This window comes from Arcicella rigui, assembly GCF_034929435.1.
Lineage (GTDB): Bacteria > Bacteroidota > Bacteroidia > Cytophagales > Spirosomataceae > Arcicella > Arcicella rigui.
Genome location: NZ_JAYFUM010000012.1, coordinates 74,741 through 99,978, shown reverse-complemented (window position 1 = coordinate 99,978; position 25,238 = coordinate 74,741). Strand labels below are relative to the sequence as shown.

17 protein-coding genes are annotated in these 25,238 nt (G+C 36.2%); 10 read left to right on the top strand and 7 right to left on the bottom strand.

Annotated elements, in window-relative coordinates:
• Window positions 1-23 precede the first annotated feature (23 nt).
• The gene (locus VB248_RS11995) at window positions 24-1,997 is read right to left on the bottom strand and encodes a thioredoxin domain-containing protein (RefSeq protein WP_323297022.1); all 1,974 of its coding nucleotides are present in this window, start codon (window positions 1,995-1,997) and stop codon (window positions 24-26) included.
• A 30-nt stretch (window positions 1,998-2,027) separates the two neighbouring features.
• Complete coding sequence (locus VB248_RS11990; protein WP_323297021.1) at window positions 2,028-2,669, bottom strand: hypothetical protein; 642 nt, start codon at window positions 2,667-2,669, stop codon at window positions 2,028-2,030.
• A 260-nt stretch (window positions 2,670-2,929) separates the two neighbouring features.
• Between VB248_RS11990 and VB248_RS11985 the strand changes: the two genes are divergently transcribed.
• The 4 genes from VB248_RS11985 (at window position 2,930) to VB248_RS11970 (ending at window position 9,131) form a co-directional block, all read left to right on the top strand.
• Window positions 2,930-4,504, top strand: coding sequence for an NAD(P)/FAD-dependent oxidoreductase (locus VB248_RS11985; protein ID WP_323297020.1), 1,575 nt, complete (start codon window positions 2,930-2,932; stop codon window positions 4,502-4,504).
• 273 nt (window positions 4,505-4,777) lie between these two features.
• Complete coding sequence (locus tag VB248_RS11980; protein WP_323297019.1) at window positions 4,778-5,410, top strand: NUDIX hydrolase; 633 nt, start codon at window positions 4,778-4,780, stop codon at window positions 5,408-5,410.
• Window positions 5,411-5,634: 224 nt separating this feature from the next.
• Window positions 5,635-8,280, top strand: a complete 2,646-nt coding sequence (locus VB248_RS11975) for a DNA gyrase/topoisomerase IV subunit A (RefSeq protein ID WP_323297018.1) — start codon at window positions 5,635-5,637, stop codon at window positions 8,278-8,280.
• A gap of 203 nt (window positions 8,281-8,483) precedes the next feature.
• Window positions 8,484-9,131 carry a SanA/YdcF family protein gene (locus VB248_RS11970; RefSeq protein ID WP_323297017.1) on the top strand — a complete coding sequence of 216 codons (648 nt, stop codon included), beginning with the start codon at window positions 8,484-8,486 and terminating at the stop codon, window positions 9,129-9,131.
• Window positions 9,132-9,292: 161 nt separating this feature from the next.
• On the opposite strand, the gene VB248_RS11965 is transcribed toward VB248_RS11970, so the two are convergent.
• The 3 genes from VB248_RS11965 to VB248_RS11955 form a co-directional block, all read right to left on the bottom strand.
• Window positions 9,293-10,045, bottom strand: coding sequence for an ABC transporter ATP-binding protein (locus tag VB248_RS11965; RefSeq protein WP_323297016.1), 753 nt, complete (start codon window positions 10,043-10,045; stop codon window positions 9,293-9,295).
• Window positions 10,046-10,252: 207 nt separating this feature from the next.
• Window positions 10,253-11,902 (bottom strand): hypothetical protein, encoded by a 1,650-nt coding sequence (locus tag VB248_RS11960; RefSeq protein ID WP_323297015.1) that lies wholly within the window; start codon window positions 11,900-11,902, stop codon window positions 10,253-10,255.
• Window positions 11,903-11,904: 2 nt separating this feature from the next.
• Window positions 11,905-12,693: an ABC transporter ATP-binding protein gene (locus VB248_RS11955; protein WP_323297014.1), complete on the bottom strand. Its 789-nt coding sequence runs from the start codon at window positions 12,691-12,693 to the stop codon at window positions 11,905-11,907.
• A 143-nt stretch (window positions 12,694-12,836) separates the two neighbouring features.
• Between VB248_RS11955 and VB248_RS11950 the strand changes: the two genes are divergently transcribed.
• The 5 genes from VB248_RS11950 to VB248_RS11930 all read left to right on the top strand — a co-directional run bounded on the left by VB248_RS11950 (window position 12,837) and on the right by VB248_RS11930 (window position 19,298).
• Window positions 12,837-14,333 (top strand): xylulokinase, encoded by a 1,497-nt coding sequence (locus VB248_RS11950; RefSeq protein WP_323297013.1) that lies wholly within the window; start codon window positions 12,837-12,839, stop codon window positions 14,331-14,333.
• 113 nt (window positions 14,334-14,446) lie between these two features.
• Complete coding sequence (locus VB248_RS11945) at window positions 14,447-16,729, top strand: sialate O-acetylesterase (RefSeq protein WP_323297012.1); 2,283 nt, start codon at window positions 14,447-14,449, stop codon at window positions 16,727-16,729.
• 19 nt (window positions 16,730-16,748) lie between these two features.
• The gene (locus VB248_RS11940) at window positions 16,749-17,543 is read left to right on the top strand and encodes an undecaprenyl-diphosphate phosphatase (RefSeq protein WP_323297011.1); all 795 of its coding nucleotides are present in this window, start codon (window positions 16,749-16,751) and stop codon (window positions 17,541-17,543) included.
• Window positions 17,543-18,259 carry a tRNA pseudouridine(55) synthase TruB gene (gene truB / locus VB248_RS11935; protein ID WP_323297010.1) on the top strand — a complete coding sequence of 239 codons (717 nt, stop codon included), beginning with the start codon at window positions 17,543-17,545 and terminating at the stop codon, window positions 18,257-18,259. The genes VB248_RS11940 and truB overlap by 1 nt, the downstream gene beginning before the upstream one ends.
• Before the next feature lie 100 nt (window positions 18,260-18,359).
• Complete coding sequence (locus VB248_RS11930; RefSeq protein WP_323297009.1) at window positions 18,360-19,298, top strand: bifunctional riboflavin kinase/FAD synthetase; 939 nt, start codon at window positions 18,360-18,362, stop codon at window positions 19,296-19,298.
• Between the two features lie 33 nt (window positions 19,299-19,331).
• Here the strand turns inward: VB248_RS11930 and pheA are convergent, their stop codons facing one another.
• Together pheA and VB248_RS11920 are read right to left on the bottom strand one after the other, a co-directional pair.
• Window positions 19,332-20,408 carry a prephenate dehydratase gene (gene pheA, locus VB248_RS11925; protein ID WP_323297008.1) on the bottom strand — a complete coding sequence of 359 codons (1,077 nt, stop codon included), beginning with the start codon at window positions 20,406-20,408 and terminating at the stop codon, window positions 19,332-19,334.
• Between the two features lie 96 nt (window positions 20,409-20,504).
• A complete protein-coding gene (locus tag VB248_RS11920; protein WP_323297007.1) occupies window positions 20,505-22,379 on the bottom strand; it encodes a DNA topoisomerase IV subunit B in 1,875 nt (624 codons plus the stop codon).
• A gap of 305 nt (window positions 22,380-22,684) precedes the next feature.
• On the opposite strand from VB248_RS11920, the gene VB248_RS11915 reads away from it, so the two are divergent.
• Window positions 22,685-25,237 carry a polysaccharide biosynthesis/export family protein gene (locus VB248_RS11915; RefSeq protein ID WP_323297006.1) on the top strand — a complete coding sequence of 851 codons (2,553 nt, stop codon included), beginning with the start codon at window positions 22,685-22,687 and terminating at the stop codon, window positions 25,235-25,237.
• The last annotated feature ends 1 nt before the right edge of the window (window position 25,238 follow it).

Genomic DNA, 25,238 nt, shown 5'->3' with positions numbered 1-25,238 from the left:
CAGCACTCAAAATTCATAACTCATCACTTCCCTATCTGTTCCCAAGCCTCTACAACCGTTTTTACTGGCAATTGGCAAGTTTTGTCGTAACAAACGAAAATTAAGGTTTCGTCTTCTTTGGCACTTCTATTTTCTAATAATGGTAATTTACTAATGGTTGCAGTTCCAGAAAGTACTTTGTTGGGGAAAAAATGTTGGTCAAATTGCTTTCTGAAAGTTAAAGAGTCTTTTCCTACAATGGCGATTTCTGGAGTTTTTGAAAGCATTTGTGTTGCCAAACAAGCCCAATTGGTTAGATAATCTACATTTTTCAATAATAGATTTTTCATTTTTGAAAGCATCAATTTAGATAAAGCTAAAAAATCTTCTCTTTCCAAAATCAGCCCTAAAGTATAGAGATTTCTCGCCATGATAGAATTTGAACTTGGCACTACATTATCAAAAATTTCTTTTTTACGAGCTATCAATTCCTCCGCATTTTTATCGGTAAAGAAAAACAACCCGTCCTCTTCATCCCAAAAATTCTGATAAGTATATAAACTTAGTTTTTCGGCATAATGTAGCCAAATTTCATCAAACGTAGCTTGGTATAAATTGATGTAAGCATCAATCAAAGCCGCATAATCTTCTAAAAATCCTTGAATTTTGGTTTCTCCATTTTTATAACTGTGCATCAATTGCTCGCCTACCAAAAACTTATCTTTGATAAAATGTGCATTCTGAACCGCTAAAGTCAAGAAATTTTCATCGTCGAATACTCTGTAAGCATCCACCAAGCCTTTTAGCATCAGGGCATTCCACGAACAAAGTATTTTATCATCCAATCCCGGACGAATACGTGTATTCCTAATCGTATTCAATTTGGCAATTTGTCCTTTAAATTGTTCATTCAAAGTTGGCTCGTATTTCCATAAAATATTTACGCCATATTCCCAGTTTCCTTGTGCTGTTACTTGGTAGTTTTCACAAAATGCTTCGGCTTCGTCTCCTAAAATGGCTTCTATTTCGTCTTTTGTCCAAACATAATATTTACCCTCCACTCCTTCCGAATCAGCATCCAAAGCCGAGAAGAAACCACCTTCTTCGCTTGTCATTTCTCTTTTTAGCCAAGCTACGGTTTCATAAACTACTTCTTTGTATAAGGCTTCGCCAGTTAAAGAATAGGCTTCGGAATATAGACTCACCAACTGCCCGTTGTCGTACATCATTTTTTCAAAGTGCGGACAAAACCATTCTCCATCGACTGAATAACGAGCAAAACCTCCGCCCAATTGGTCGTAAATTCCACCGATTGCCATGCGGTTTAAAGTCAGTTTTACATGATTTAGCAATCGCTCATCTTTGGTTTCATGAATATATCTTAACAAAAATGCCCAAATTGAAGGCATAGGAAATTTTGGACTTCTTTGAAATCCGCCCCAAACGTCATCAAAAGTATCGGCTAATTTATAAGCCATTACTTGTAAATCTTCTTTGGTAAAAATCTGACTTTCAGGCTCTAATCCATACTTCACAGAATCCTTAAAAAGCATATTTTGCGTAAAACCGTCTGCTGATTTTTGCAATTCTTCCTGACTATTCTTAAAACCTGTATTCACTGCATTGAGTAATCTCAACCAATTATTTTTCGGGAAATAAGTACCTCCGTAAAAAGGTTTTCCGTCGGGCATTAAAAAAACATTCAAAGGCCAACCGCCATGTACTCCCATTGCCTGAACGGCATCCATATAAACAGCATCTACGTCTGGACGCTCCTCTCTATCTACTTTTATATTTACAAAAAAGCGATTCATCACTTCGGCTACATCCTCTTTCTCAAAACATTCATGTTCCATTACATGACACCAATGACAAGCCGAATAGCCAATACTTACCAAAATTGGTTTGTTTTCAGCTTTGGCTTTGTCTAATGCTTCTTTTCCCCACGGAAACCAATCAACAGGGTTTTGGGCGTGCTGTAATAAATATGGAGAAGTTTCTTTCGCTAATCTGTTCATTTGTGAATACTTATTTCCTAAAAAATCTTTTTAAAGTTCTTTGATTTTAATCGTAATATCATGTGGGGCAGTTTCATCGCCTCCAAAATAGGGATAAAGTTTATAGCCAACGGCAGTATTTCCCGAACATCCACGAGACAAAGTATCTGCCTTGCCGTTTAGTTTAAAGAGGTAGTACGAAGGTTGGATAATCAATTCATAGTCGGAAGCCGTATTAAGTGGTACAGTTCCTAATTCTTTCCATTGTCTAACACCATTTACATAACAATAAGCGTGAATGTGCATAGCATTTTCTACCCAATTCCATCCAAATCTGGCACTATTTACTTGATGGAAACTACTGCAATCAGCTACTCCATAAAGCTTGTTGATGTCGAACTGATTGATTGGGTCGATGGTTTTATAAATACACGAACTATCAAAAATAGCTTGGAATTTAAGTGAAGTCACTTCTGTACTTGGGTAACTGTTATTTTCGGCAAAGTTATTCCCCGCTTTTATCAAATAACTGACGAAAGATTTGGTTTCTTCCTTAGTAGGATTTGGGTCTATGTCTTCACGACAAGCAAAAAATAAGCTTGTAAAAAACAAGCCCATCAGCATTGACATCGCATAAAACAACCTTTTTCGCTTGGGAGATGTTTCGTTTGTGGCAAAATATGTTTTCTTCATTATTTCAAAAAAATTAATAAGCTTTCTTCAATGCTTCCCTCCGCTACTTGCATAAGTGGCAAGTTCGGAAGAAAACCTTTAACTTTGCAACGAAAATTTGCTTCATTCTATTTTAAAATACCAAAAGGCATTTGCCTTTTGTAGCGAAATAGGTGGTATCAACATATTTTTTGCGATATGCCTGAACCATTAAAATCATTAGTTTAAAGCTTTTTTCAATTTAATTTCCTGTAAAATTTAAGGATAACAACCTTACTAAAATGAGACAACATTTATCGCTGGTAGTAGAACCACACATTGCTTTCGACGCTGAAAATTTCAGAACACATTTAAGTAAACTTTTACAATTTCCTGTGGATGCACCTGCCATTATTCGTCCTTTGAAAAGGTCAATTGATGCCCGTGGACGACAAGTAAAAGTAAATGTTGAAGTAGAAGTATTTATTGATGAAACTCCTACGCCTGTTATTGCTTTCCAAAAAAATTATCCTGATGTTTCAAAAGCCAAACAAGCAATTATTGTTGGGGCTGGCCCTGCTGGACTTTTTGCTGCTTTGCGAATGATTGAACTGGGCGTAAAACCTATTGTGTTGGAAAGAGGCAAAGATGTAAGAAGTAGAAGACGAGATTTGGCGGCTATCAACAAAGAACATATCGTAAACCCAGAATCCAATTACTGTTTTGGCGAAGGCGGAGCAGGTACATATTCCGACGGAAAACTTTATACCAGAAGTAAAAAAAGAGGCGATATTCGTAGAGTATTGGAAATTTTGGTGGCTCATGGTGCTACCGAAGAAATTTTGGTTGATGCCCATCCGCACATCGGTACAAATAAATTACCACAGTTAGTAGCCGAACTTCGTGAAAGTATTTTAAATGCTGGTGGTGAAGTACACTTCAACACCAAAGTCACCGATTTTATTCTGCAACAAAAACAAATCAGAGGAGTTGTATTAGAAGATGGCAGAGAGATTTCGGGTATAGGAGTAATATTGGCAACGGGACATTCGGCAAGGGATATTTTTGAACTATGCCAGAAAAAAGATGTACTGATTGAAGCAAAACCTTATGCCATGGGTGTAAGAATTGAGCATCAGCAATCGTTAATAGATTCATTACAATATCACCAAAAAGAAAGAGGTAAGTACTTACCTGCGGCATCGTATAGCTTAGTTGCTCAGACTTTTTACAAAGGTGTACAACGAGGCGTTTTCTCATTTTGTATGTGTCCGGGTGGCTTTATCGTTCCTTCGGCTACTGCTCCGGGTGAATTAGTGGTAAACGGAATGTCGCCTTCTCGTCGAGATTCAAAATTTGCTAATTCGGGAATGGTAGTTGCCATTAATGAAATAGATACTTTGCCTTATAAAGCTTATGGGGCTTTGGCTGGTTTACAATTACAAAAAGAGTTGGAGCAAAAAGCCTGTATTTTGGCTGGTGGTGGACAAACTGCACCTGCCCAGTTGGTAGGAGATTTTATTAAAAACCATACTTCAAAAAATCTTTTAGAAACTTCTTATCAGCCCGGGCTTGTTTCGATGGATATGTTGGAAGTACTTCCTGATTTTATCGGAAAACCTTTGCAAGATGGTTTGCAACAGTTTGGTAAAAAAATGAGAGATTATGCTTCAAACCATGCTCAAATTATTGGTATCGAAAGCAGAACATCATCGCCAGTACGTATTCCGAGAGACAAAGAAAGTTTGGAACATCTTACCATTAAAAGACTTTTTCCTTGTGGCGAAGGTGCTGGTTATGCAGGTGGAATCATGTCGGCAGCAATGGACGGCGAACGTTGTGCAGAAAAATTAATTGAATATTACGCAAATGTTTAATTAGTTTTATAATATTGATAAGAATTAAAATAAGGATGATGAAATGTAGCCATGAATCTAAAATACCTATATTCAAAACCTGTCATTCATAATTCAACCATAGTACTGTACGAAAGATTTAATTAATTCGGATTTGGGTTTTCTAATTTCGGAAAATAGGAAAAGGAAACGTTTTTATAATTTAAAATCCGAAACCCAAAACCAACAACTTGACAATCCTTCGTACTTACTAAAAATAATTCATCATTCTTACTAAATTTCCTCGCCAGAAATATGATTGGTTTTGTACCATTTACCGAAAAACTTAGAAAAAGGCTTCAAGAACCCCTTCCCGGTAGGGTTGCCCACGAAATAATGGCTTCGGAATCGAGGCTAAAATTAAAAATGCTTTCGCCAAGCGAACGCACAAGAGAGAGTGCCGTTTTGATTTTGTTTTACCCCGAAAACGATAAAATTTACATACCGCTCATTCTTCGTCCACAGTACGACGGTGTGCATGGCGGACAAATGGCTTTTCCGGGCGGAAGAGCCGAAAAAGAAGATGAAAACCTCATCAGAACAGCCATGCGTGAAGCACAAGAAGAGATTGGAGTACGTTTGACGGATGTTAAAATTCTTGGAAAACTAACTAAGCTTTTTATTCCAGCTTCAAATTTTAATGTACAGCCCGTACTTGCTTTCTTGAACCGTAAGCCCGATTTTTACCCTGATGCCCGTGAAGTTGATAAAGTAGTAGAAGTATCTTTAGACGAAATCTTAAATCCAGCAATTATTGGTAGAAAAGTCTTGAACGTGCGAGGCGTTGAAGTAGATGCCCCTTTTTATAATATCCAAGACCATGTGGTTTGGGGAGCAACAGCTATGATGATTGCTGAACTTGTTGAAATTTTACGCTCTATCAAATAGATTTTACCTAATATTTTCAAAACATCTAAATATTTGTCAATTAAAGCCACTGTAAAATATCAATTATCCAAAAATTACATTTGGCTAAAAAAATTACTACCCACTCAAGGTCTTTAGCTAAAAATCATGGTCAGTACAGATATTTCCTGCTTTTTCTAAGCAAATTTTGTGTAAATTAGGGTTTTGAAATACCCAAAAAAACGAAAAGAAGGAAATAAGTGTCAATGGAAAACGAAAGTCTGCCTGAAAATTTAGAAGTAAATCCCACTAATAACTCACAAGAAGAGGCACTGCATCAGCAAGTTGCAGTAGCTGGTTTGTACGAAAACTGGTTCTTGGAGTACGCTTCTTATGTAATTTTAGAAAGAGCAGTACCAGCAATTGAAGATGGTTTAAAACCCGTACAACGCCGTATTCTACACGCTCTGAATGAAATGGACGATGGCCGTTTCAATAAAGTAGCGAACGTAATTGGCCAAACCATGCAGTACCACCCACACGGTGATGCTTCTATCAATGAAGCCATGGTGAATTTAGGACAAAAAGATTTGGTTTTTGATTGTCAAGGAAACTGGGGAGATTACCGCACAGGCGACGGAGCAGCAGCGGCTCGTTATATTGAAGTTCGTCTTTCAAAATTTGCCCATGATGTCATTTTCAATCCTCAAACTACGGAATGGCAACTTTCTTACGACGGTCGTAAACGTGAACCCGTTTCACTTCCTGTAAAATTCCCTTTATTGTTGGCACATGGTGTTGAAGGTATCGCTGTTGGGCTTTCTACCAAAATCATGCCTCACAACTTTATCGAACTTATTGAGGCGTCGATTGCTATTTTAAGAAACAAACCATTCGAATTATATCCAGACTTTCTGACGGGCGGAGCTATTGACGTTTCCAACTATCAGGACGGGCAGAGAGGTGGAAAAATCAGAGTAAGGGCCAGAATTGAAGAGTTTGATAAGAAAACTTTGGTTATCAAAGATATTCCTTTCTCAACTACCACAACCAATTTGATTGAATCTATCATCAAAGCCAACGATGCCGGAAAAATCAAAATCAAAAAAGTAATCGACAACACAGCCAAAGAAGTAGAAATCCAAGTTCAATTAGCACCCGGCGTTTCGCCCGATGTTACCATTGATGCTTTGTATGCTTTTACTGATTGTGAAATTTCTATTTCACCCAATGCATGTGTTATCATTGCAGACAAACCTCACTTTGTAGGCGTTTCTGAAATTCTAAAAGTTTGTACACAACAAACGGTAAAACTTTTAGAAAGAGAATTAGAAATCAGAAGAGACGAATTGATGGAGAAACTGCTCTTTAGTTCGCTCGAAAAGATTTTTATTGAAAATAGAATTTATCGCCAAATTGAAGAGTGCGAAACTTTTGAAGATGTAATTGCTACGGTTGACAAAGGGCTTGAACCTTATAAACCAGACTTTTACCGTGAAATTGTAGAAGACGATATTCTAAGATTATTAGAAATTCGTATCAAAAGAATTTCTAAATACGATGGTTTCAAGGCAGAAGAAGCCATGAAACGCTTGCAAGAAGAATTAGCCGAAGTATTGGATAATTTGGCTAATATCGTTCGCTATGCCATTGATTATTACAAAACCATTTTGAAAAAACATGGCAAAGGACGTGAGCGTAGAACCGAAATCAAAAACTTCAATACCATTTCTGCTGCCGTAGTGGCTGCCGCTAACCAAAAACTGTACGTTGACCGTGTAGGAGGATTTATTGGTTATGGCTTGAAGAAAGAAGAGTACGTGATGGATTGTTCGGATATTGATGATATTATAGTTTTCAGACAAGACGGACATTGCTTGGTTACCAAAGTACAAGAGAAAGTTTTTGTTGGAAAAGACATTATTTACGTTTCGGTTTTCAAAAAGAACGACGACCGAAAAGTTTATAATATGGCGTACTTTGATGGTAAATCAGGTATTACTTATGTAAAACGCTTTAAAATTACTGCCGTAACCCGTGACCGTCCGTATAATTTAACGGCTGGAAATCCAAAGTCAAAAGTCCTGTATTTCACTGCTAACGAAAACGGTGAAGCAGAAGTAGTACAAGTAAACCTAACGGCATCAAGTACGGCGAGAGTAAAACAATTTGAGTTTGATTTCAAAGACTTACTCATTAAAGGACGTGATTCTTTGGGTAATTTACTGACAAAATTCCCTGTAAGAAAAATTACCCTAAAATCGGCTGGAGTTTCTACTTTGGGTGGCGTGGATATTTACTATGACGAAAATGTAGGAAGATTGAACCGTGACGAACATGGCAAGTACTTGGGTAATTTCGATGCAAAAGACCATATTTTAGTAATTTATAAAGATGGACAATACGAACTTACCAATTTTGAATTGACCAATCGTTATGAACCAAAAGATATTATTTCACTCAGTAAGTTTGTTCCAGAAGGCATTATCACAGCGGTTTATTATGACGGAGCTTCAAAACTCTATTATGTAAAACGGTTCAGGATAGAAACTACAACAATTGACAAAAAATTCTTGTTTATTTCGGATGAAAAAGGTTCAAAATTGGTTTTTGTAAGTATTGATGTATATCCACGTATTGAAATTTCATACAAAAAAGATAATCAGCTAACAAAAGAAGAAATCAACCTCGACGAAGTAGCAGATGTTAGAGGCTGGAAAGCGATGGGAACTAAGCTAACACTTTTCAAAGTACAGCAAATAACGCCTTTAGCTCCAAAAATTGTAGAAGTTGCCCCAGAACCCGAAGTAAGTGTTGATATTCCTGTAAGTCCAAAACTTGTTCCGCCAGAGGAAATAGATTTTCCAGAATCAGGTGAACCGATTAAAGGTGAACAATTAGGATTATTTTAATTATATTTTTTAAAAGAATAAATCTAAAATGGCATAAATGTTATGATAAAACATTAAAAATGAGAAAATTAATAACATTTATGCCATCATTTTTTATTAAATTACACAAGCTTAGGAATTATAATAAACTCAGTTGAAGTTTTCCTAAAAATTTCAACTTAATAAAATGTATTACAAAACTGAAAAATACTTTTGAAATAGCGTTGGGAGAGCCTTTAGATTTTACTACATCCATCAAATGGTTCTTCAAGGGAGTCATCGCACTGGGGTTCTTTGCGTTGATAGGTATTTTATTGTGTAATATTTGGATTGTATATTCTACCGACGACCGTAATTTTTATCAACTCGATAAACTTCCTTCTAACGACATCGGTTTGGTCTTAGGCACAAGTAAAGCTGTGCCAGGCGGAAAAGCCAATCTTTTCTTTAAGTACAGAATGAACGCTGCCGCAAGGCTTTACAAAGAAGGAAAAGTAAAGTTCTTAATCCTCAGTGGCAATCACGATTCTATCTTCTACAACGAACCCAACGATATGCGTAAAGCTTTGATGAAATTGGGTGTTCCCGAAAATGTGTTGATTTTAGATTATGCTGGCTATCGTACTTTTGATTCCATTGTGCGTTGCAAAGACGTTTTCAGACAACATAAATTCACGATTATTTCTCAGCCAACCCATAATGCAAGAGCATTATTTTTAGCCAACCAATTAGGACTCGACGCTGTGGCTTTTGCAGCTCAAGATGTTCGTTCGGGTTATAAAACCTACTTCCGTGAGTACTTGGCTCGCCCAAAAGCAATCTTAGATGTTTATATCTTAGACCGCTCTGCTTATAACAAAGAAGAAAAATAGATTTGGGATGTCGGATTTTGGATTTCACAAATCGGAATTCAGATTTCGGGCATCGGCTGTCGAGTTTAGGATATAAGGTGTGTTAAGTTTCAATTTAAATATACTTCATAAACCATAGAGCTATTTTGTCCGAAATCAGAAATCCCCAATCCGCAATAGCATCATAATTTATATCTTGAAGTAAAATTCCTAACCGTTTCTGTGGCACTTTCTACAAAAAATTTGATGTATTCATTTTCTTTTTCTGCAAAAATATTCTGTGGTGTGTCTATCTTCAAAAGTTTCCCTTTTTGCATAATCCCGATTTTATCTGCTACCAAAAAAGCATCTAATAAATCGTGCGTCACTAAAACGCAGGCAATTTTTTCTTTTCTCACAATCTCAACCATTTTTGTACGCAAATGAGTACGATTGATTGAATCTAAATTACTAAATGGCTCGTCCATCAGCAAAGCTAAAGGTTCTTCGGCAATGGCACGAGCAATGGCTGCTCTTTGCTTTTCTCCGCCAGATACTTCTCTTGGTTTTTTATCTCTGATTTCATAAATCCCGCACAATTCCATCAGCTCTTTTACTCTTTTTTGGCGGTACTCCTGTGTGTAAGCCGTCAGCACAAGGTCGATATTTTCCCAAATTTTATAATCAGGTTTGAGTCGATAATCCTGTGGAACGAGCTTGATGTTTGGTAAATCTTTAATCAGACGATTGAAGTATAAATCTATCAACTGATTATTCAAGTATAATTTTCCAGTATCAGGAGTGATATTACCAGAAATAATATTCAAAAAAGTAGTTTTTCCTGAGCCACTTTCTCCGACAATCGCCAAAATTTCACCTGCTTGTACTTCTATCGAAAGATTATCTACAACCGTTTTATCTTGATATGTTTTTGTAATATTTTCTAATTTTAGCATCTAAAAATTCTTTCTCTTTTACAGTGTTTAAGGCAAATAAAAAGCTTACGGATTTGTATCACCGTAAGCTTTTTCTAAAGTATTCAAAAACGAATCGGAGCTTTTATTAGCGTGCTGAATTAAAAATTTGGAGTATTGAATTTTAATTTTCTCATAAAATCAATCAATTATACTCACAACTCAACACTCACAATTCAGCCATCATACTTACGCTCCCTGTTCTTTTATTTTCTCCCAGCCAATTTTTCGGTATTCTCTCAACAAAAGTAAGGCAATTATTAGAAAAATTGGCGAAAGTGCTATCAATCCGAAAGAAGTCTTTGCCACAAAGTAATGTACAAAACCCAAAATCGGTGCGATAATAAATAAAATCAAGAAATGAAGCCATTGGCTGCCTTTTACTTTTCCTCCAGAAACTTCAGTAGAAAATGGCATCGAAAACTCACTATTCATGATATTTAAACTCATAAAAAACAAAGTTCCACACATCGCAAATAGAATGTCATCAAACATTCCTAAGCCTGCTTTAATCATCAAAACCGTTCCGACAATTACAAAAACTGGAATGCCAATTTTTACCAAAATGGATTTTATGCCTCCCAAAATAATTTCTCCCGGTTTGTCCAAAGGCGTTACTCGGTACAACCAAGCCGCTTTCCAGTCGTCTGAAAGATAAATTTGTTGCGTAAAAATCCAAATCGTAAACATGGTATAATACAAAACCATCAGCACATTAAAATCTTCTTTCTGAACTTCCGTAAAATAATTGTACAAAAAGTAAATAATCATTCCAAAAATTGGATAAGCTCTTACTTTGAATTTGCGGTCACGAGAAGTAATATTCCAAACAAATTCAAAAGCAGATTTTTCAACAATACTTTGGGTGAAAATACCTGAAATTATCCTTAAAAAACCTTTCTTTGAAGTCGTTTTCTTTACTTGTTCAGTAATCTCTGGAGTTCCGAGTCCTGCTAAATTTTTAGCAAACAAGGGCGATAAGTAATTATTAATCAAGTACAAAGACAAAAACGGAATCACTAACACCAAGAGTATAAAAATCAAATAAGGCAATTCAAAATGACCATTAATCAAAGATTCCATTACGCCAGCAAACCAAGCAGGCGGAGTAAGATAATGCCACCATTTGATTTCGATATTTTGCACCGTAGCCCCAATTAATTTATCAGTTCGAGCAATGAATTGATAACCCACAGCCAAGAAAACCGAAAAGCCAATTTGTGCATAACCGATAATATCTTTCAGTTTTTCTTCTGAAACTACTTTTGTTAATAAAAGATAAAGAATACTTGTCAAGAAAATCGTGATTAAGCACAGCAAAGCCACGCAAAGTGTAAACAACAAACCTGCTTGCCAACCAAATTTAATAGTCGTAAAAACAATAGAACCAATAGAATTGGCTAAAGTAAGCATTCCTAAGAAAACGATGATGTGAATCATCCTTGCCATCCAAATTACTTTTCCATCTACAGGTCGAGGTAATAGAATGACATTGTCGCTGGTATCGAAGAGTACTTCTGCAAAATCAGAAATCATGTTAAACGCCACCATAAACATAATGAAAGCAAAACTTATCATCATGACTAAATACAGCGGTTGGTCTAAAATAAAAATAGTAATTCCATAAAAAAAGCTAAAAAACGCTTGAAAAATCAAAGACTTTCCAAAAGTGTTATTCAATTCTTTTTTTTGCGTTTGTGTTCGCTGGACTCCATGAACTCTTCTATTTTCGGCTAATAATTTCACCTCCACAATGGCTCTGAGCGAACGATAATCAATTGAAAGCCAACGAAAAAGCCATTGAAGTTTATCAAGGATAAAAAGTATAAAATTTGTCATGTTTATAGAGAAGATAAAGCTTGGATAAATTCATCAGCACGGGCTTGGTTTTCATGGTTTCCACCCGTTAAACTACCGAAAACACCTTCTAATGAAGACATTGAATCCTGAGCTTTCAGCTCTTCAAAAGTACCATTGGCAACAATTTGTCCTTTGTTGATAATGACGATGCGGTCGGAGAGTTTTTCTACCACATCCATAATGTGCGAAGAGTAGAGAATTGTTTTACCTGCTTTTTTGAGTTTTGCTAAAATTTCTTTTACCAAAATCACCGCATTGGCATCCAAACCTGAAAGTGGTTCATCTAAAAATATAATGTCTGGATTATGAATCATTCCAGAAATGAGTAATACTTTTTGTCGCATCCCTTTTGAAAAAGTACTCATTCTTGAATCAATTACATCACTCAAGCCGAAAAGTGAGAGGAGTTCTTTGGCTCTTTTTTCAATCTGAGCATCTTCGAGTTGGTACAAACGACCGATAAAGAGTAAATACTCCATAGGCGTGAGTACTTCGTACAACATGGCATTTTCGGGAACATAACCAATGTGTTTTTTTACTTCCATCGCATCTTTCTTAACGTCGTAGCCCAGAATGGATACTTCGCCAGAAAAATCGCCTAAAATTCCGATGAGGATTTTTAGTGTAGTACTTTTACCTGCACCGTTTGGCCCAATGTAGCCAATAATTTCGCCCTGATGAATGTCGAGGTCGATGCCTTTTAAAACTTGTTGGTCGCCATAACTTTTTTGTAAGTTACGAATGGAAATTACGGGTGTGAGTTCTTGCATTTTTTTAATTTTGGTTTAATTTGAGTTTAAAAATAAAATATACTTAGAACAGTATAGAACATTCCTAAGTTTTTACATATTTTTGTGACAAGGTAATCAAAAAAATATTATCAAATAATCTCAATTTTTCACAAACGCTAACTATGTTACTTTTAGGTTTAGATTTAGGTACTTCATCCATCAAGGCTTCCGTGGTAGATGGCTCAACGGGCAAATTACTTGCTTCTGCACAATACCCAGATACCGAAAATACAATTTCTTCGCCCCAAGATGGCTGGGCTGAACAAGACCCCGAAATGTGGTGGACTTGCGTACAGGAAGCGATTCAAAGATGTAATTCATCGGGGAAATACAATCCTAAAGATATTCAAGCGGTCGGAATTGCTTACCAAATGCACGGATTAGTGATAGTCGATAGAAACCTACAAGTATTGCGTCCTTCAATTATTTGGTGCGATAGCCGTGCCGTTGAAATTGGGAACAAGGCGTTTAAAAAAATTGGTGAAGAAAAAAGTTTAGCTCATTTACTAAACTCTCCTGGAAATTTTACGGCTTCAAAACTGGCTTGGGTAAAAGAAAACGAACCTAAAATTTATGGTTCAATTTATAAAGTAATGCTTCCGGGTGATTTTATTGCCATGAAACTTACTGACACCATTACTACTTCCAACTCAGCACTTTCGGAAGGTATTTTTTGGGATTTTCAGAGTAATGCTGTTTCAGAAGACGTAATGAAAGCTTATGGTTTTCCAAGTACTATTTTGCCAGAAATTCGTCCGCTTTTTTCAAGTCATGGAGAAGTAAAAAGTTCAATTGCGGATGCTTTGGGCTTAAAAGCTGGCATTCCTGTTACTTATAAAGCTGGCGACCAACCTAATAATGCTCTTTCATTGAATGTATTAGATCCAGGCGAAGTAGCCGCTACGGCTGGTACTTCGGGTGTAATTTATTCTGTTTCAGACAAAGTTAGTTATGACCCAAAATCAAGAGTAAATACATTCGCACACGTCAACCACGAACTAAACGGTTTGAATCGTCTGGGAACGCTTTTGTGTATCAATGGAACAGGGATTTTAAATCGCTGGGTACGTGATAACGTAGCGGCTGGTTTGAGCTACCAAGCCATGAATACTTTGGCTTCAAAAGTAAAAGATGGTGCTGATGGTCTCAGAATTTTACCATTCGGAAACGGAGCAGAAAGAGTTTTAGAAAACAAAGTAGTTGGTGCAAGTTTTCATGGCATCAATCTGAATTTGCATAGCAATGCACATATTATTCGTGCTTCGCAAGAAGGTATTGCTTTTTCGCTCAAGTACGGCATGGACATTATGGCAGAAAACGGTACTTCGCCTTCGGTAATCAGAGCTGGAAAGGCTAATATGTTTTTGAGTGATGTTTTCTCGCAAGCCTTGGTAAACGTTACGGGTGTTGGCGTAGAATTGTACGATACCGATGGAGCAAAAGGTGCAGCTTTAGGAGCAGGCATTGGCGTAAATTACTTTAGCAATCCAAAAGATGCTTTTGTAAATATGGAAAAAATTGGGGTGGTAGAACCAGAACCAAACAGAGTAGAAGCTTATCAAGAAAGCTACCAAGATTGGAAAAGAATTTTGGATGAGCAAATTAACGAGCTGAAATAATTTATATAGTATCTTTGAACTCACTAATTGCTTAAAGGATAAAATTTTGAACTGTTTCACTAATTGCTTAAAGGATAAAAATATGTTTTTGCCAAACAAACCTTTAAGGATTAATGAAAAAAAAGCTTCAACTGCTATTGTTGTTTACTTTAGCATTCCAAACGCTCAAAGCTCAAAGAGTTTATTCTGTTGTTTTTGACCAATTGCCAAGAGACTTTCAAATTTATCAACGCAATGATTCAAATGAAGCAGAAGTAAAAATTTCTGGCATTATAGAAATTACTGGCTGGGACTATATGTCTGTGGTAGTAACTCGAAACAGTGCTTCTTTTCAATATCAACGTTCCAATTTCCAATACAACAGTAAAGGAATTGGAACGTTTTCTATTTCTACAAAAATCAAAGCTGAATTGGCTGACTATAATTTTGATGTTTACGCTGTCAAAGGCAAAGATTCACTTTTGATGGCAACCAAGAAAAATATCGCCGCAGGGGAGATTTTTCTTATCAACGGTCAGTCAAATGGGGCGGCTTATAATGTGGAGTATCCCGTTTATCTTTTTACCAATAAGTATTGCCGAACTTTTGGTTTAGCCAAAGAAAACCAAGTTTATACCGAAGCCGATACGCTTTGGTCGCAGTCGAATTACAGCATTGGCGTTTGGGGTTTAGAACTTCAAAAATTATTACTTGAAAAGTACCAGATGCCAAGTTGTATTATCAATGGTTCGGTTCATGGTACTACTATCAATGCCCATCAAAGAGACAACAATAATCCAACAAGTATTGGCTCTATTTACGGAAAATTGCTTTACAGAGCCCAAAAAGCCAGAGTCGATAAAAACTTTAGGGCATTTTTCTTTTGGCAAGGCGAAAACGACATTGTGGAAGATGACCCGTGGCTTTGGCCAGAAAAATTCGAGCAACTGTTTGCTTCATGGCAAAGCGACTATAAAAACCTGAGTAAATACTACATTTTTCAAGTGAATGTCCTGACTGTAAAAAATTATGGTTCAGGTGTACTTCGTGACTATCAGCGTAAATTACAAGACCTTCACAAGCCTTGGATTGAAAGCATAGCAACGGTAGGAAACCAAGGCTATGACGGCGGACATTACACCACCGAAGGCTACAAAGTATTTGCTAATGAAATACTTAGAAGAATTGAAAGGGATTATTTTGGAGTAAAACCAAGTACGAATGTATCCTCGCCGAATATCCGAAAAGCCTTTTATACTTCATCTAAAAAAAATGAAATTGCCTTAGTTTTTGATGAGGGTCAGGAAATGCTTTGGAAAAACGATACTACCCTTACTAACAACGACGGTACTCTGGCAACACAATACATGAAAGATTATTTTATGCTTGATAATAAACTTGGAACTGTTAGTAGTGGAAAGGCATCAAAAAACACCATTATTTTGACATTGAATCAACCATCATTTGCAAAAAAAATAACTTACCTTCTCCCCTATTTTCCTTATGATGATACCGAAAAAAGAAGTTTTTACGGCGGGCCTTATCTTCAAAATGTACTTGGTGTAAAAGCCCTCACGTTTCAAGATCTTGATATTTACGAAAAAGACCCCGACTTGCCAACTAAATTAGATTCGGTAGTATTATCGGCAAAGGCTACATTTTTTAATAAAGTAAGCCTAAATTGGCAAAGTGTTTCTGGGGCAAGTAAATACATTATCGAAAGAAAAGCATCAAATCAAGATTTTAAAATCATTGCTACTTTAGATAGTTCATCGCAATCTTATCTTGATACCAATCTCACTGCCAATACCATTTATACTTACAGAATTCAGGCTTTGAACGAAAGTATTTCTTCGGATTATAGTCTTGTAGAAATCCAAACGCCTGCCTTGTTAGCAACACCCAATTTGCAGGCTACTGCCATTTCTCACGAGCGTATCCAAGTACAGTGGTTGCCTGTTTCGGAGGCTACTCATTATATTTTAGAAAGAAAAATAAGTAGCGAAAACACTTTTCAAAAAATATTTGAAAGCGAGGCTTTACTCAGCTTTACTGACACAAACTTGATTGCCAATCAAACTTATTTTTACCGATTAAAAGCCAACAATCTTCTCACTGAATCTGCTTTTGCAACAGCCGAAACCAGAACTTTCAGTATCTTAGGCACGGAGTATGAGCCTAATTCTTCGGTACTGATTTACCCAAATCCAAGCAAAGGAAGTTTAATCATAAAGCTAAAGACGCTTGATAATTATATTGTAAGTATTTTAGATTTTATAGGAAATAAAGCATTTGAGCAAACATTTTTTAAGCAAAATAGTATTTCTTTAGATTTATCAACACTGAAAAAAGGGCTTTATCTTGTGTTAATCAACAATAATCAAGAGATTTACAGTCAGAAAATTTATTTAGAATAAAATATACCCCTAAAAATCAATGTCAACAATTCAAGCAATTATTCTTGCAATTATAGAAGGGCTTACAGAATTCCTTCCTATTTCTTCTACTGGACACATGGTATTGATGAGTTCGTATTTAGGAATTGAAAACGACAAATTCACAAAACTTTTTGAAGTATGTATTCAGCTTGGTGCTATTTTGGCGGTAGTTGTGTTGTACTGGAAGAAGTTTTTTGATTTCTCTAAATGGCAATTTTATGTGAAATTAATTTTGGCGGTTATTCCTGCCTTGATTTTTGGAAAACTTTTAGATGATGTCATTGACGAACACTTGGGTAATCCGGCTTTTATTGCAACAGTTTTATTGGTGGGTGGCGTAATTCTTTTATTTGTTGATAATTGGTTCAAAAAACCAACCATTACCGAAGAAACCGATATTACCAACATTACGGCTATCAAAATTGGTACTTATCAATGTTTGGCAATTATGTTTCCGGGTTTGAGTAGAAGTGCCGCAACGATTATCGGCGGGATGCAACAAAAACTTAGTAGAGGTCTTGCCGCAGAATTTTCATTCTTTTTGGCAGTACCAACTATGGCGGCGGCTACGGGCTATAAATTATTGAAATTTATTTCTGAAGAAGGCAGTATTTCAAGCGAAGAAATCAAACTTTTAGGCATCGGAAATCTCGTTGCTTTTGTAGTAGCAGTTTTAGCTATCAAATTTTTTATAACAGTTTTAAATAAATACGGGTTTAAATATTTTGGTGTTTACCGTATCATTGTCGGAATCGTTATTCTTGTAACTTTAGCGACAGGCACACATTCATAATGAATCAAGAAACAAACATACAGCAAAGTATTCAACAGACCTCTCCAGACCCTGGGGAGGTTTTATTAATTGATAAGCCCCTTACTTGGACATCTTTTGATGTAGTAAAAAAACTAAAATTTGCAGGAAAATTCAAGAAAATTGGTCATGCTGGCACGCTCGACCCGCTCGCAACGGGCTTGTTGATTTTGTGTACAGGCAAAATGACTAAACAGATTGATTCTTTCCAAGCCCAAGAAAAAGAGTACTCTGGTACTTTTGTGTTAGGAAAAACCACGCCTTCGATTGATTTGGAAACGGAATTTGATGAAGAATTTCCTATCGAACACATCAACGAAACTGTTTTACAAGAAGCATTAAGTAAATTTCAAGGAAAAATTTTACAGATTCCTCCTATTTATTCGGCTATTCAAGTCAACGGAAAAAGGCTGTACGAATTGGCTCGAAAAGGAAAAACGGATGCAGATATTGAAATCAAATCAAGAGAAGTAGAAATTTCTAAATTTGAGATTAATACTACTAATTTTCCTGAAATCAAATTCTCAATCGTTTGCTCAAAAGGAACTTATATCAGAAGTTTGGTCAGAGATTTTGGTTTAGCTTGCCAATCGGGAGCTTATCTAAGTTCACTTAGAAGAGAAAAAATCGGTGATTTTGATGTAAAAAATGCACTGACTATTGAGGAATTTATTGAACAAAGAAAAGTTAATCAGTAATTGGTGATTAGCGATTAGTTATTAGATTTTATTTTCATTTTAAAGGCTAAAGTTCTGTTTTACTTCAATAAAAACGAAGTTCTTTAGAGCTAAAATACAAATGCAAGTTTATCACGGAATACAGGAATTTAAGAAGTTAGCCAATGCGGTTGTGACGAGTGGTACTTTTGATGGCGTACATCTTGGACACCAAAAAATACTGAGTCGCTTGAATGAAGTAGCATCGCAAACACAAGGCGAAAGCGTGGTTATTACTTTTTACCCACACCCAAGAAGTGTTATTTCTTCTGATAATCAATCTGTTAAATTACTTTCAACGCTTGATGAAAAGATAGAGCTTCTCGAACAAAATGGTATTCAGCACCTTTTGATTATTCCATTTACCAGAGAATTTTCGGAGCTTACCTCAGAAGCATTTATCCAGAAAATTTTGCTTGAAAGTATCGGAACAAAAACTTTAGTGATTGGCTACGACCACCGTTTTGGTAAAAATAGAGAAGGCGGATTCGATTATTTAAAAGCCAATTGTGCAAGATATGGTTTTAATATCGAAGAGATTGCTCGCCGTGATATTGATAATGTAGGAGTAAGTTCATCAAAAATCAGAAAAGCTTTGTTAGAAGGAAACGTACAATCTGCCGACCAATTATTGGGCAGAAATTATTCAATTTCTGGACTTATCGTTAAAGGCAAGCAATTGGGAAGAACCATCGGTTTCCCGACTGCCAATATTCAAGTAAGAGAAGTAGCCAAATTGATTCCTACCGACGGTGTGTATGCAGTAAAAGTACATTACAACAGTGAAACTTTTGGTGGAATGTTGAACATTGGAAACCGCCCAACGGTCGATGGTACTTATCAAACCATTGAAGTAAATATTTTTGATTTTAATCGAGAAATTTATGGAGAAAATCTGACCGTAGAATTTATCAGTAAAGTAAGAAATGAACAGAAATTCAGTGGATTAGATGCCCTGAAAGCTCAAATCGCCAAAGACCAAGAAGTAATAAAAGAAATTTTAAAGAGTACCGATAAGTAAATTGGTACTCTTTAAAATTTTCATCAATTTATATTAAACCATCTTCACATAACTTCCCAACCATTTAATTTCAGAAGTATGTTTTGACATGATTTTTTGAACGCTTTCGTCTAAGAAATAGCCGTCAAATTCCATCAGAAACCAGAAATTAAATTGTTCGCCTTCCTTCACTGGACGGCTCTCAATTTTCAATAAATTAATTCCTTGACTTTCAAATTCTTGCAAGAAACGCACCAAAGTACCCGGTTTTCCGTCTTCTGGTAAACGTGCGATAATCGTGGTCTTATCGTTTTCACTTTTCTGATTGATAAAATCTTTACCAATAATAAAAAAGCGAGTACGGTTTTGTGCTGAATCTTGGATATTGTCAAACAAAATTGGCACATCGAATAATTTAGCGGCAATATGAGAACAAATGGCTGCTGAGTCAGTTTCTTGTCCTGCCAATTTTGCTGCTTTAGACGTAGAATCTACTTGTACGAAGAAATCATCTTCTTTGCCTCCAAAGTAATCATTCAAGAATTTTTCGCATTGTCCAAAAGCGATGTCTTTTGAATAAATTCGTTTGATGTCTGATAATTTATCAGCTTTTGTAGCAAAAGTAAAATGAACAGAAATCACTACTTCTGCCACGATTTTCAAATCTGTTTCATTCAATAAATCAATCGTTTCTTTTACAATTCCTTCCAAATTGTTTTCGATAGGTACAACGCCAAATCTTGCACGACCTGTGTCCACACTTTCAAAAACCGAGCGGATATTAGGCAAAGCCAAATAGTCGCTCATTGCCCCGAATCTACTTTCAGCAGCTTGGTGCGTAAAGCTTCCTTCTGGGCCCAAGTAAGCAATTCTTTCTGGAAGTTCGAGATTACGAGAAACCGCAAAAATTTCTAAATAAATGGCTTCAATAGCAGCTCTATTGAGTAACCCTTTATTCATAGACGCTAATCTGTCCACAATTTGCTTTTCTCGTTCAGGGCGGTAGATGACCGTCTGAGTACTCTTTTTTAGCTCGCCTACGTGTTTTACTACTTCCATTCGCTTGTTGAGGATTTCAAGCATTTGGTTGTCGAGCGAGTCAATTTGATTTCTTAATTCTTCGAGAGACATTTTTAAAATATTAGATTGAATTGGCAATGATTTCGTGAACTAATGAACAGATAATCACAATTCACGCAATCACTAATTCACGCAATCTATTTTGATTTAAGCCGCTAATTCGGCTGGGTCTTTTTCTATAATCAGGTTTTCGATGATAAATTTCTGACGGTCGGGCGTATTTTTTCCCATGAAATAAGTCAGAATTTTCGGTATCGTTGTGTCTTTATTCAAAATCACAGGCTCTAAACGAATATCATCATTGATAAACTTGGCGAATTCTTCTGGCGAAATTTCTCCTAAACCTTTAAATCGAGTAATTTCTGGTTTTGGTCCTAATTTTTCGATTGCCTTCAAGCGTTCTTCATCCGAATAACAATAAATCGTTTCCTTTTTATTTCTTACTCTAAACAAAGGCGTTTCAAGAATGTACAAGTGTCCATTTCTTACCAAATCTGGGAAAAACTGTAAAAAGAATGTCATCATCAACAATCGAATGTGCATCCCATCCACATCGGCATCGGTAGCGATAATGATTTTATGATAACGAAGTCCTTCTAAACCTTCTTCAATGTTTAAAGCGTGTTGAAGTAAATTAAATTCTTCGTTTTCGTAAACAATCTTTTTGGTCAATCCAAAGCAATTCAAAGGCTTACCTCGCAAACTAAATACGGCTTGACTTTGCACATTACGAGATTTGGTGATTGAACCACTGGCAGAATCCCCTTCGGTAATAAAAAGCATAGAATCATAACGATTTTCAGCTTTTTCATCCGTTAAGTGTACTCTACAATCTCTCAGTTTTTTATTGTGCAAATTGGCTTTTTTGGCACGTTCGTTTGCCAATTTTTTGATGCCTGCCATGTCTTTGCGTTCACGTTCCGACTGCTCGATTCTCTTTTTGATAGCATCAGCGATGGTAGGATTTTTGTGTAAATAATTATCAAGATTTGTTTTGATAAAATCACCTACAAAACTTCTTACCGACTGCGAATTTGAGTCTGGCGACATTGTGTTTGAACCCAATTTTGTTTTTGTTTGTGACTCAAAAACAGGTTCTTGTACACGAATAGCAATTGCTCCTACAATACTTGCACGCACATCTTCTGGTGCATAATCTTTCTTATAAAACTCTCGAATGGCACGAACAATTGCCTCACGGAAAGCCTGCAAATGCGTTCCTCCTTGTGTAGTATTCTGTCCGTTTACGAAAGAATAATACTCTTCACCATACTGATTTCCGTGCGTAAGTGCTACTTCAATATCTGCTCCTTTTAAATGAATAATTGGATAGCGACGTTCTTCTTCGGCAGAATACTTACTCAATAAATCGAAAAGACCATTTTGTGAATAATACTTTTGCCCATTGAAATTAATGGTCAAACCAGCATTCAAATAAGCATAATTCCAAATCAGGTTTTCTAAGTACTGCGGAATGTAGTGGTAATTTTTGAAAATGGTATTATCAGGTTCAAAAATTACTAAAGTACCATTTCGGGCATTTGATTCAGTACCATCTGGCGACTCAGCTACTAATTCACCTTGTTTAAATTCAGCCCATTTGGTTTTACCTTCACGGAAAGACTGTACTTTAAAATAAGACGAAAGAGCATTCGTAGCCTTAGTACCCACACCGTTCAAACCAACAGATTTTTGAAAAGCACCCGAATCGTACTTTCCACCTGTATTAATCTTAGAAACACAATCAATCACTTTTCCTAATGGAATACCTCTTCCGTAGTCACGGACTTCAACACGGTGGTCACTAATTTTAATTTCAATGGTCTTGCCATTTCCCATCATGTGTTCGTCGATAGAGTTATCCATGATTTCTTTTACCAAAACATAAATACCGTCGTCAATAGAAGAACCATCTCCTAATTTTCCGATATACATTCCTGGACGAAGCCTAATGTGTTCTTTCCAATCGAGCGACCGAATGTTATCTTCGGTATATTGTACAGCAGTAGGGTTTGTTGACATTAATGAAAGGTTTTAAATAGTGTTAATCTTCTTGAATAAGCCAAAAAGGAATAGGAATCCCTATTTAGCAAAAACGATGTTTTCTTTTTATCAAGAAAGCAAAGCTACAAAAACATTAAGAATTTATAAAATTAGGATGATTTAATAGATACTGGATAATTAATCTAAGAGAAGGTCGTTAGAAATTAGTAAAAGTTGATTTACTTTGCACTTTATTTAATAGTAATTCGGTTTATCAATCAATTATTGATTGGCAAAATTATCCTTGTAAACCCAAAGTCTTAAAGATTTATATGTTTAAAATCATGTTAACAAGCGACCTCTTTCAACAGGCAAATACTCGATTTATTTCCGCACCAACATCAAAAATGCCTTTACTTACAGTGGCTCTGTTTATTTTCCTTTTCCCAAGTATTCTTTTAGGACAAACGGTAAACTTAGGAGACCTTCCTGCTTCTACTACCACTGCTATACAAGGAGCAAAAAAAGCAGCTACAAGTACCACTACCACCGCAAAACCTGCTAATTCGGAAGCCCGAAAAGTAAATGATTCTGCCAACAACAAAGCAGAAAGTAGTTCAGAAAACGATGTACGTAATGCCAAAATACAAACAGGCGACGGTGTAGATTCAGCTACTGCGGCTTTGAGAAAAAAAATATTTGGTATCAATATCTTCAACAATAGCAAAATCTCATTTGAACCTTCATTGAATATCCCTACACCCAAAAATTATATTTTGGGTACAGGCGATGAACTTATCATCGACATCAATGGCTACTCTGAGGAACATTACACGCTACCCATTACAGCAGAAGGTTACATTAAAATTGCTAAAGTTGGTAATGTTTTCGTAAGCGGACTAAGTATTGAAGAAGCTAAAAAAAGAATAACTGACAGATTATCAAAAATTTACGTTGGACTCCGTCCCTATGGAGGAATGCCAGCTAATACCACTGCTACTATCTCTTTGGGTAATATCAAAACGATTAGAGTAACGATTTTAGGAGATGTTATCACTCCTGGTACTTATTCGGTTTCGTCTTTATCAAGAGTGATGAATGCTCTTTATTTGGCTGGTGGACCTAATGAAAATGGTACTTTCCGTGAAATTAGAGTAATTAGAGATAAAAAATTGATTGCTAAAGTCGATTTGTACGACTTATTAACCACTGGAAATTTACGTCAGAATATTAGTTTACAAGACCAAGACCTTATTCAAGTTGGTACTTATAAATCAAGAATTGAAATTCAAGGACAAGTAAAAAAACCGGGAATTTTTGAAAATTTACCAAACGAAAGTTTAGAAAGAATCATCAACGAATACGCAAATGGTTTTACGCCTGATGCGTACAAGGCTATCCTTAAAGTATTGAGATACACGGATAAAGCTACAAAATTGATTGACTTAAACGCAGATTTACTTTCTTCATTTTATCCGAAAGCAGGTGATATTATTACTGTTGAAAGAATTTTAGTAACTCGTCTCGAAAATCCAGTTACTTTAAGTGGTGCAGTACTAAGACCTGGACAATATTCATTAAACGATAACCCAACACTTAGTAAATTAATCAGCAGAGCAGAATCTTTTACGCCTGATGCTTTCTTGGGAAGAATTCTAATTACTCGTTTAAAAGAAGACTTATCAAAAGAAAACATTGCTATTAATTATAACGACATCCTTTCTGGTAAAACGCAAGATGTAGTTTTACACGCTCAAGATGTAATTACTGTTTATTCAAGTTTTGAATTAAAAGAAACTTATACCGTTAGGATTCAAGGAGAAATTAATTTAAAACCTTCCGCTCCGATTACAAGTCCGCCAAACACAGGTACGACTGGCGTAGCTGAAACACCAGCAGAAGAATCGCCTGATACTGCTCCAATAGGTTCGTTTCCTTACCTTCAAAACATGACCGTAGAAGACCTTATCGAGCAAGCTGGTGGTTTGAAAGAATCAGCTGCAACAGGTAGAATTGAGGTAATCAGAAGAAAGAAAAATATTGGCAAAGACGACCCAAGCCAAATTAACTCAACCATTGGCGAACGCTTCAATTTTACTATCAATAGTAATCTTAGCTTAGATGCCACAGCTTCTAAGTTCATTCTTGAACCTTTTGATGAAGTATTTGTTCGTTCTTCGCCCAATTATGAAAAGCAACAATTCGTTTCGGTAGAAGGGCAAATTACTTTCCCAGGTATTTACGGCTTAGAAAGAAAAGACGAACGTATTTCTGAAATCATCAAAAGATCAGGCGGACTTAGTGCTCAGGCCTATCCAAAAGGAGCTACTTTGGTGAGAAAGTTCCGTATCAGTAAACAAGAAGCTGAACGCAAAAGCAAGCAACTCAACGAATTATCAGATAATAGCCAAGAAGTATCCTTGAAAGTATCAGCAGTACAAGAAGAAACGAGTGAATCTATCGGTATTGATTTGGTAAAAGCTTTGGAAGAACCAGGAAGTAGTGCTGATATGTTGTTGCAAGACGGCGACATCATCAAAATTCCAAAAGAGCCACAAACTGTTAGAATCCAAGGTGAAATACTTTATCCAACTTCAACAAGATATTTAGATGGAATGCCATTTAAACACTATATTTCGGAAGCTGGAGGATTTACTGAATTATCTGCTCGCAAACGTTCTTATATCATTTATGCAAACGGTTCAGTAGATAGAACTCGTAAAATTTTAGGTTTATTCAATATGTATCCTAAAGTATCGCCCGGCTCTGAAATCGTTGTACCAAGCTTAAACTTAAAAGTATCGGCTTCACAGCAAGTTTTACAGACTATTCAGTCACTATCAATGGGATTGGCAAGTCTTGGAACATTATTGGTACTTATAAGAACATTCAAGTAAT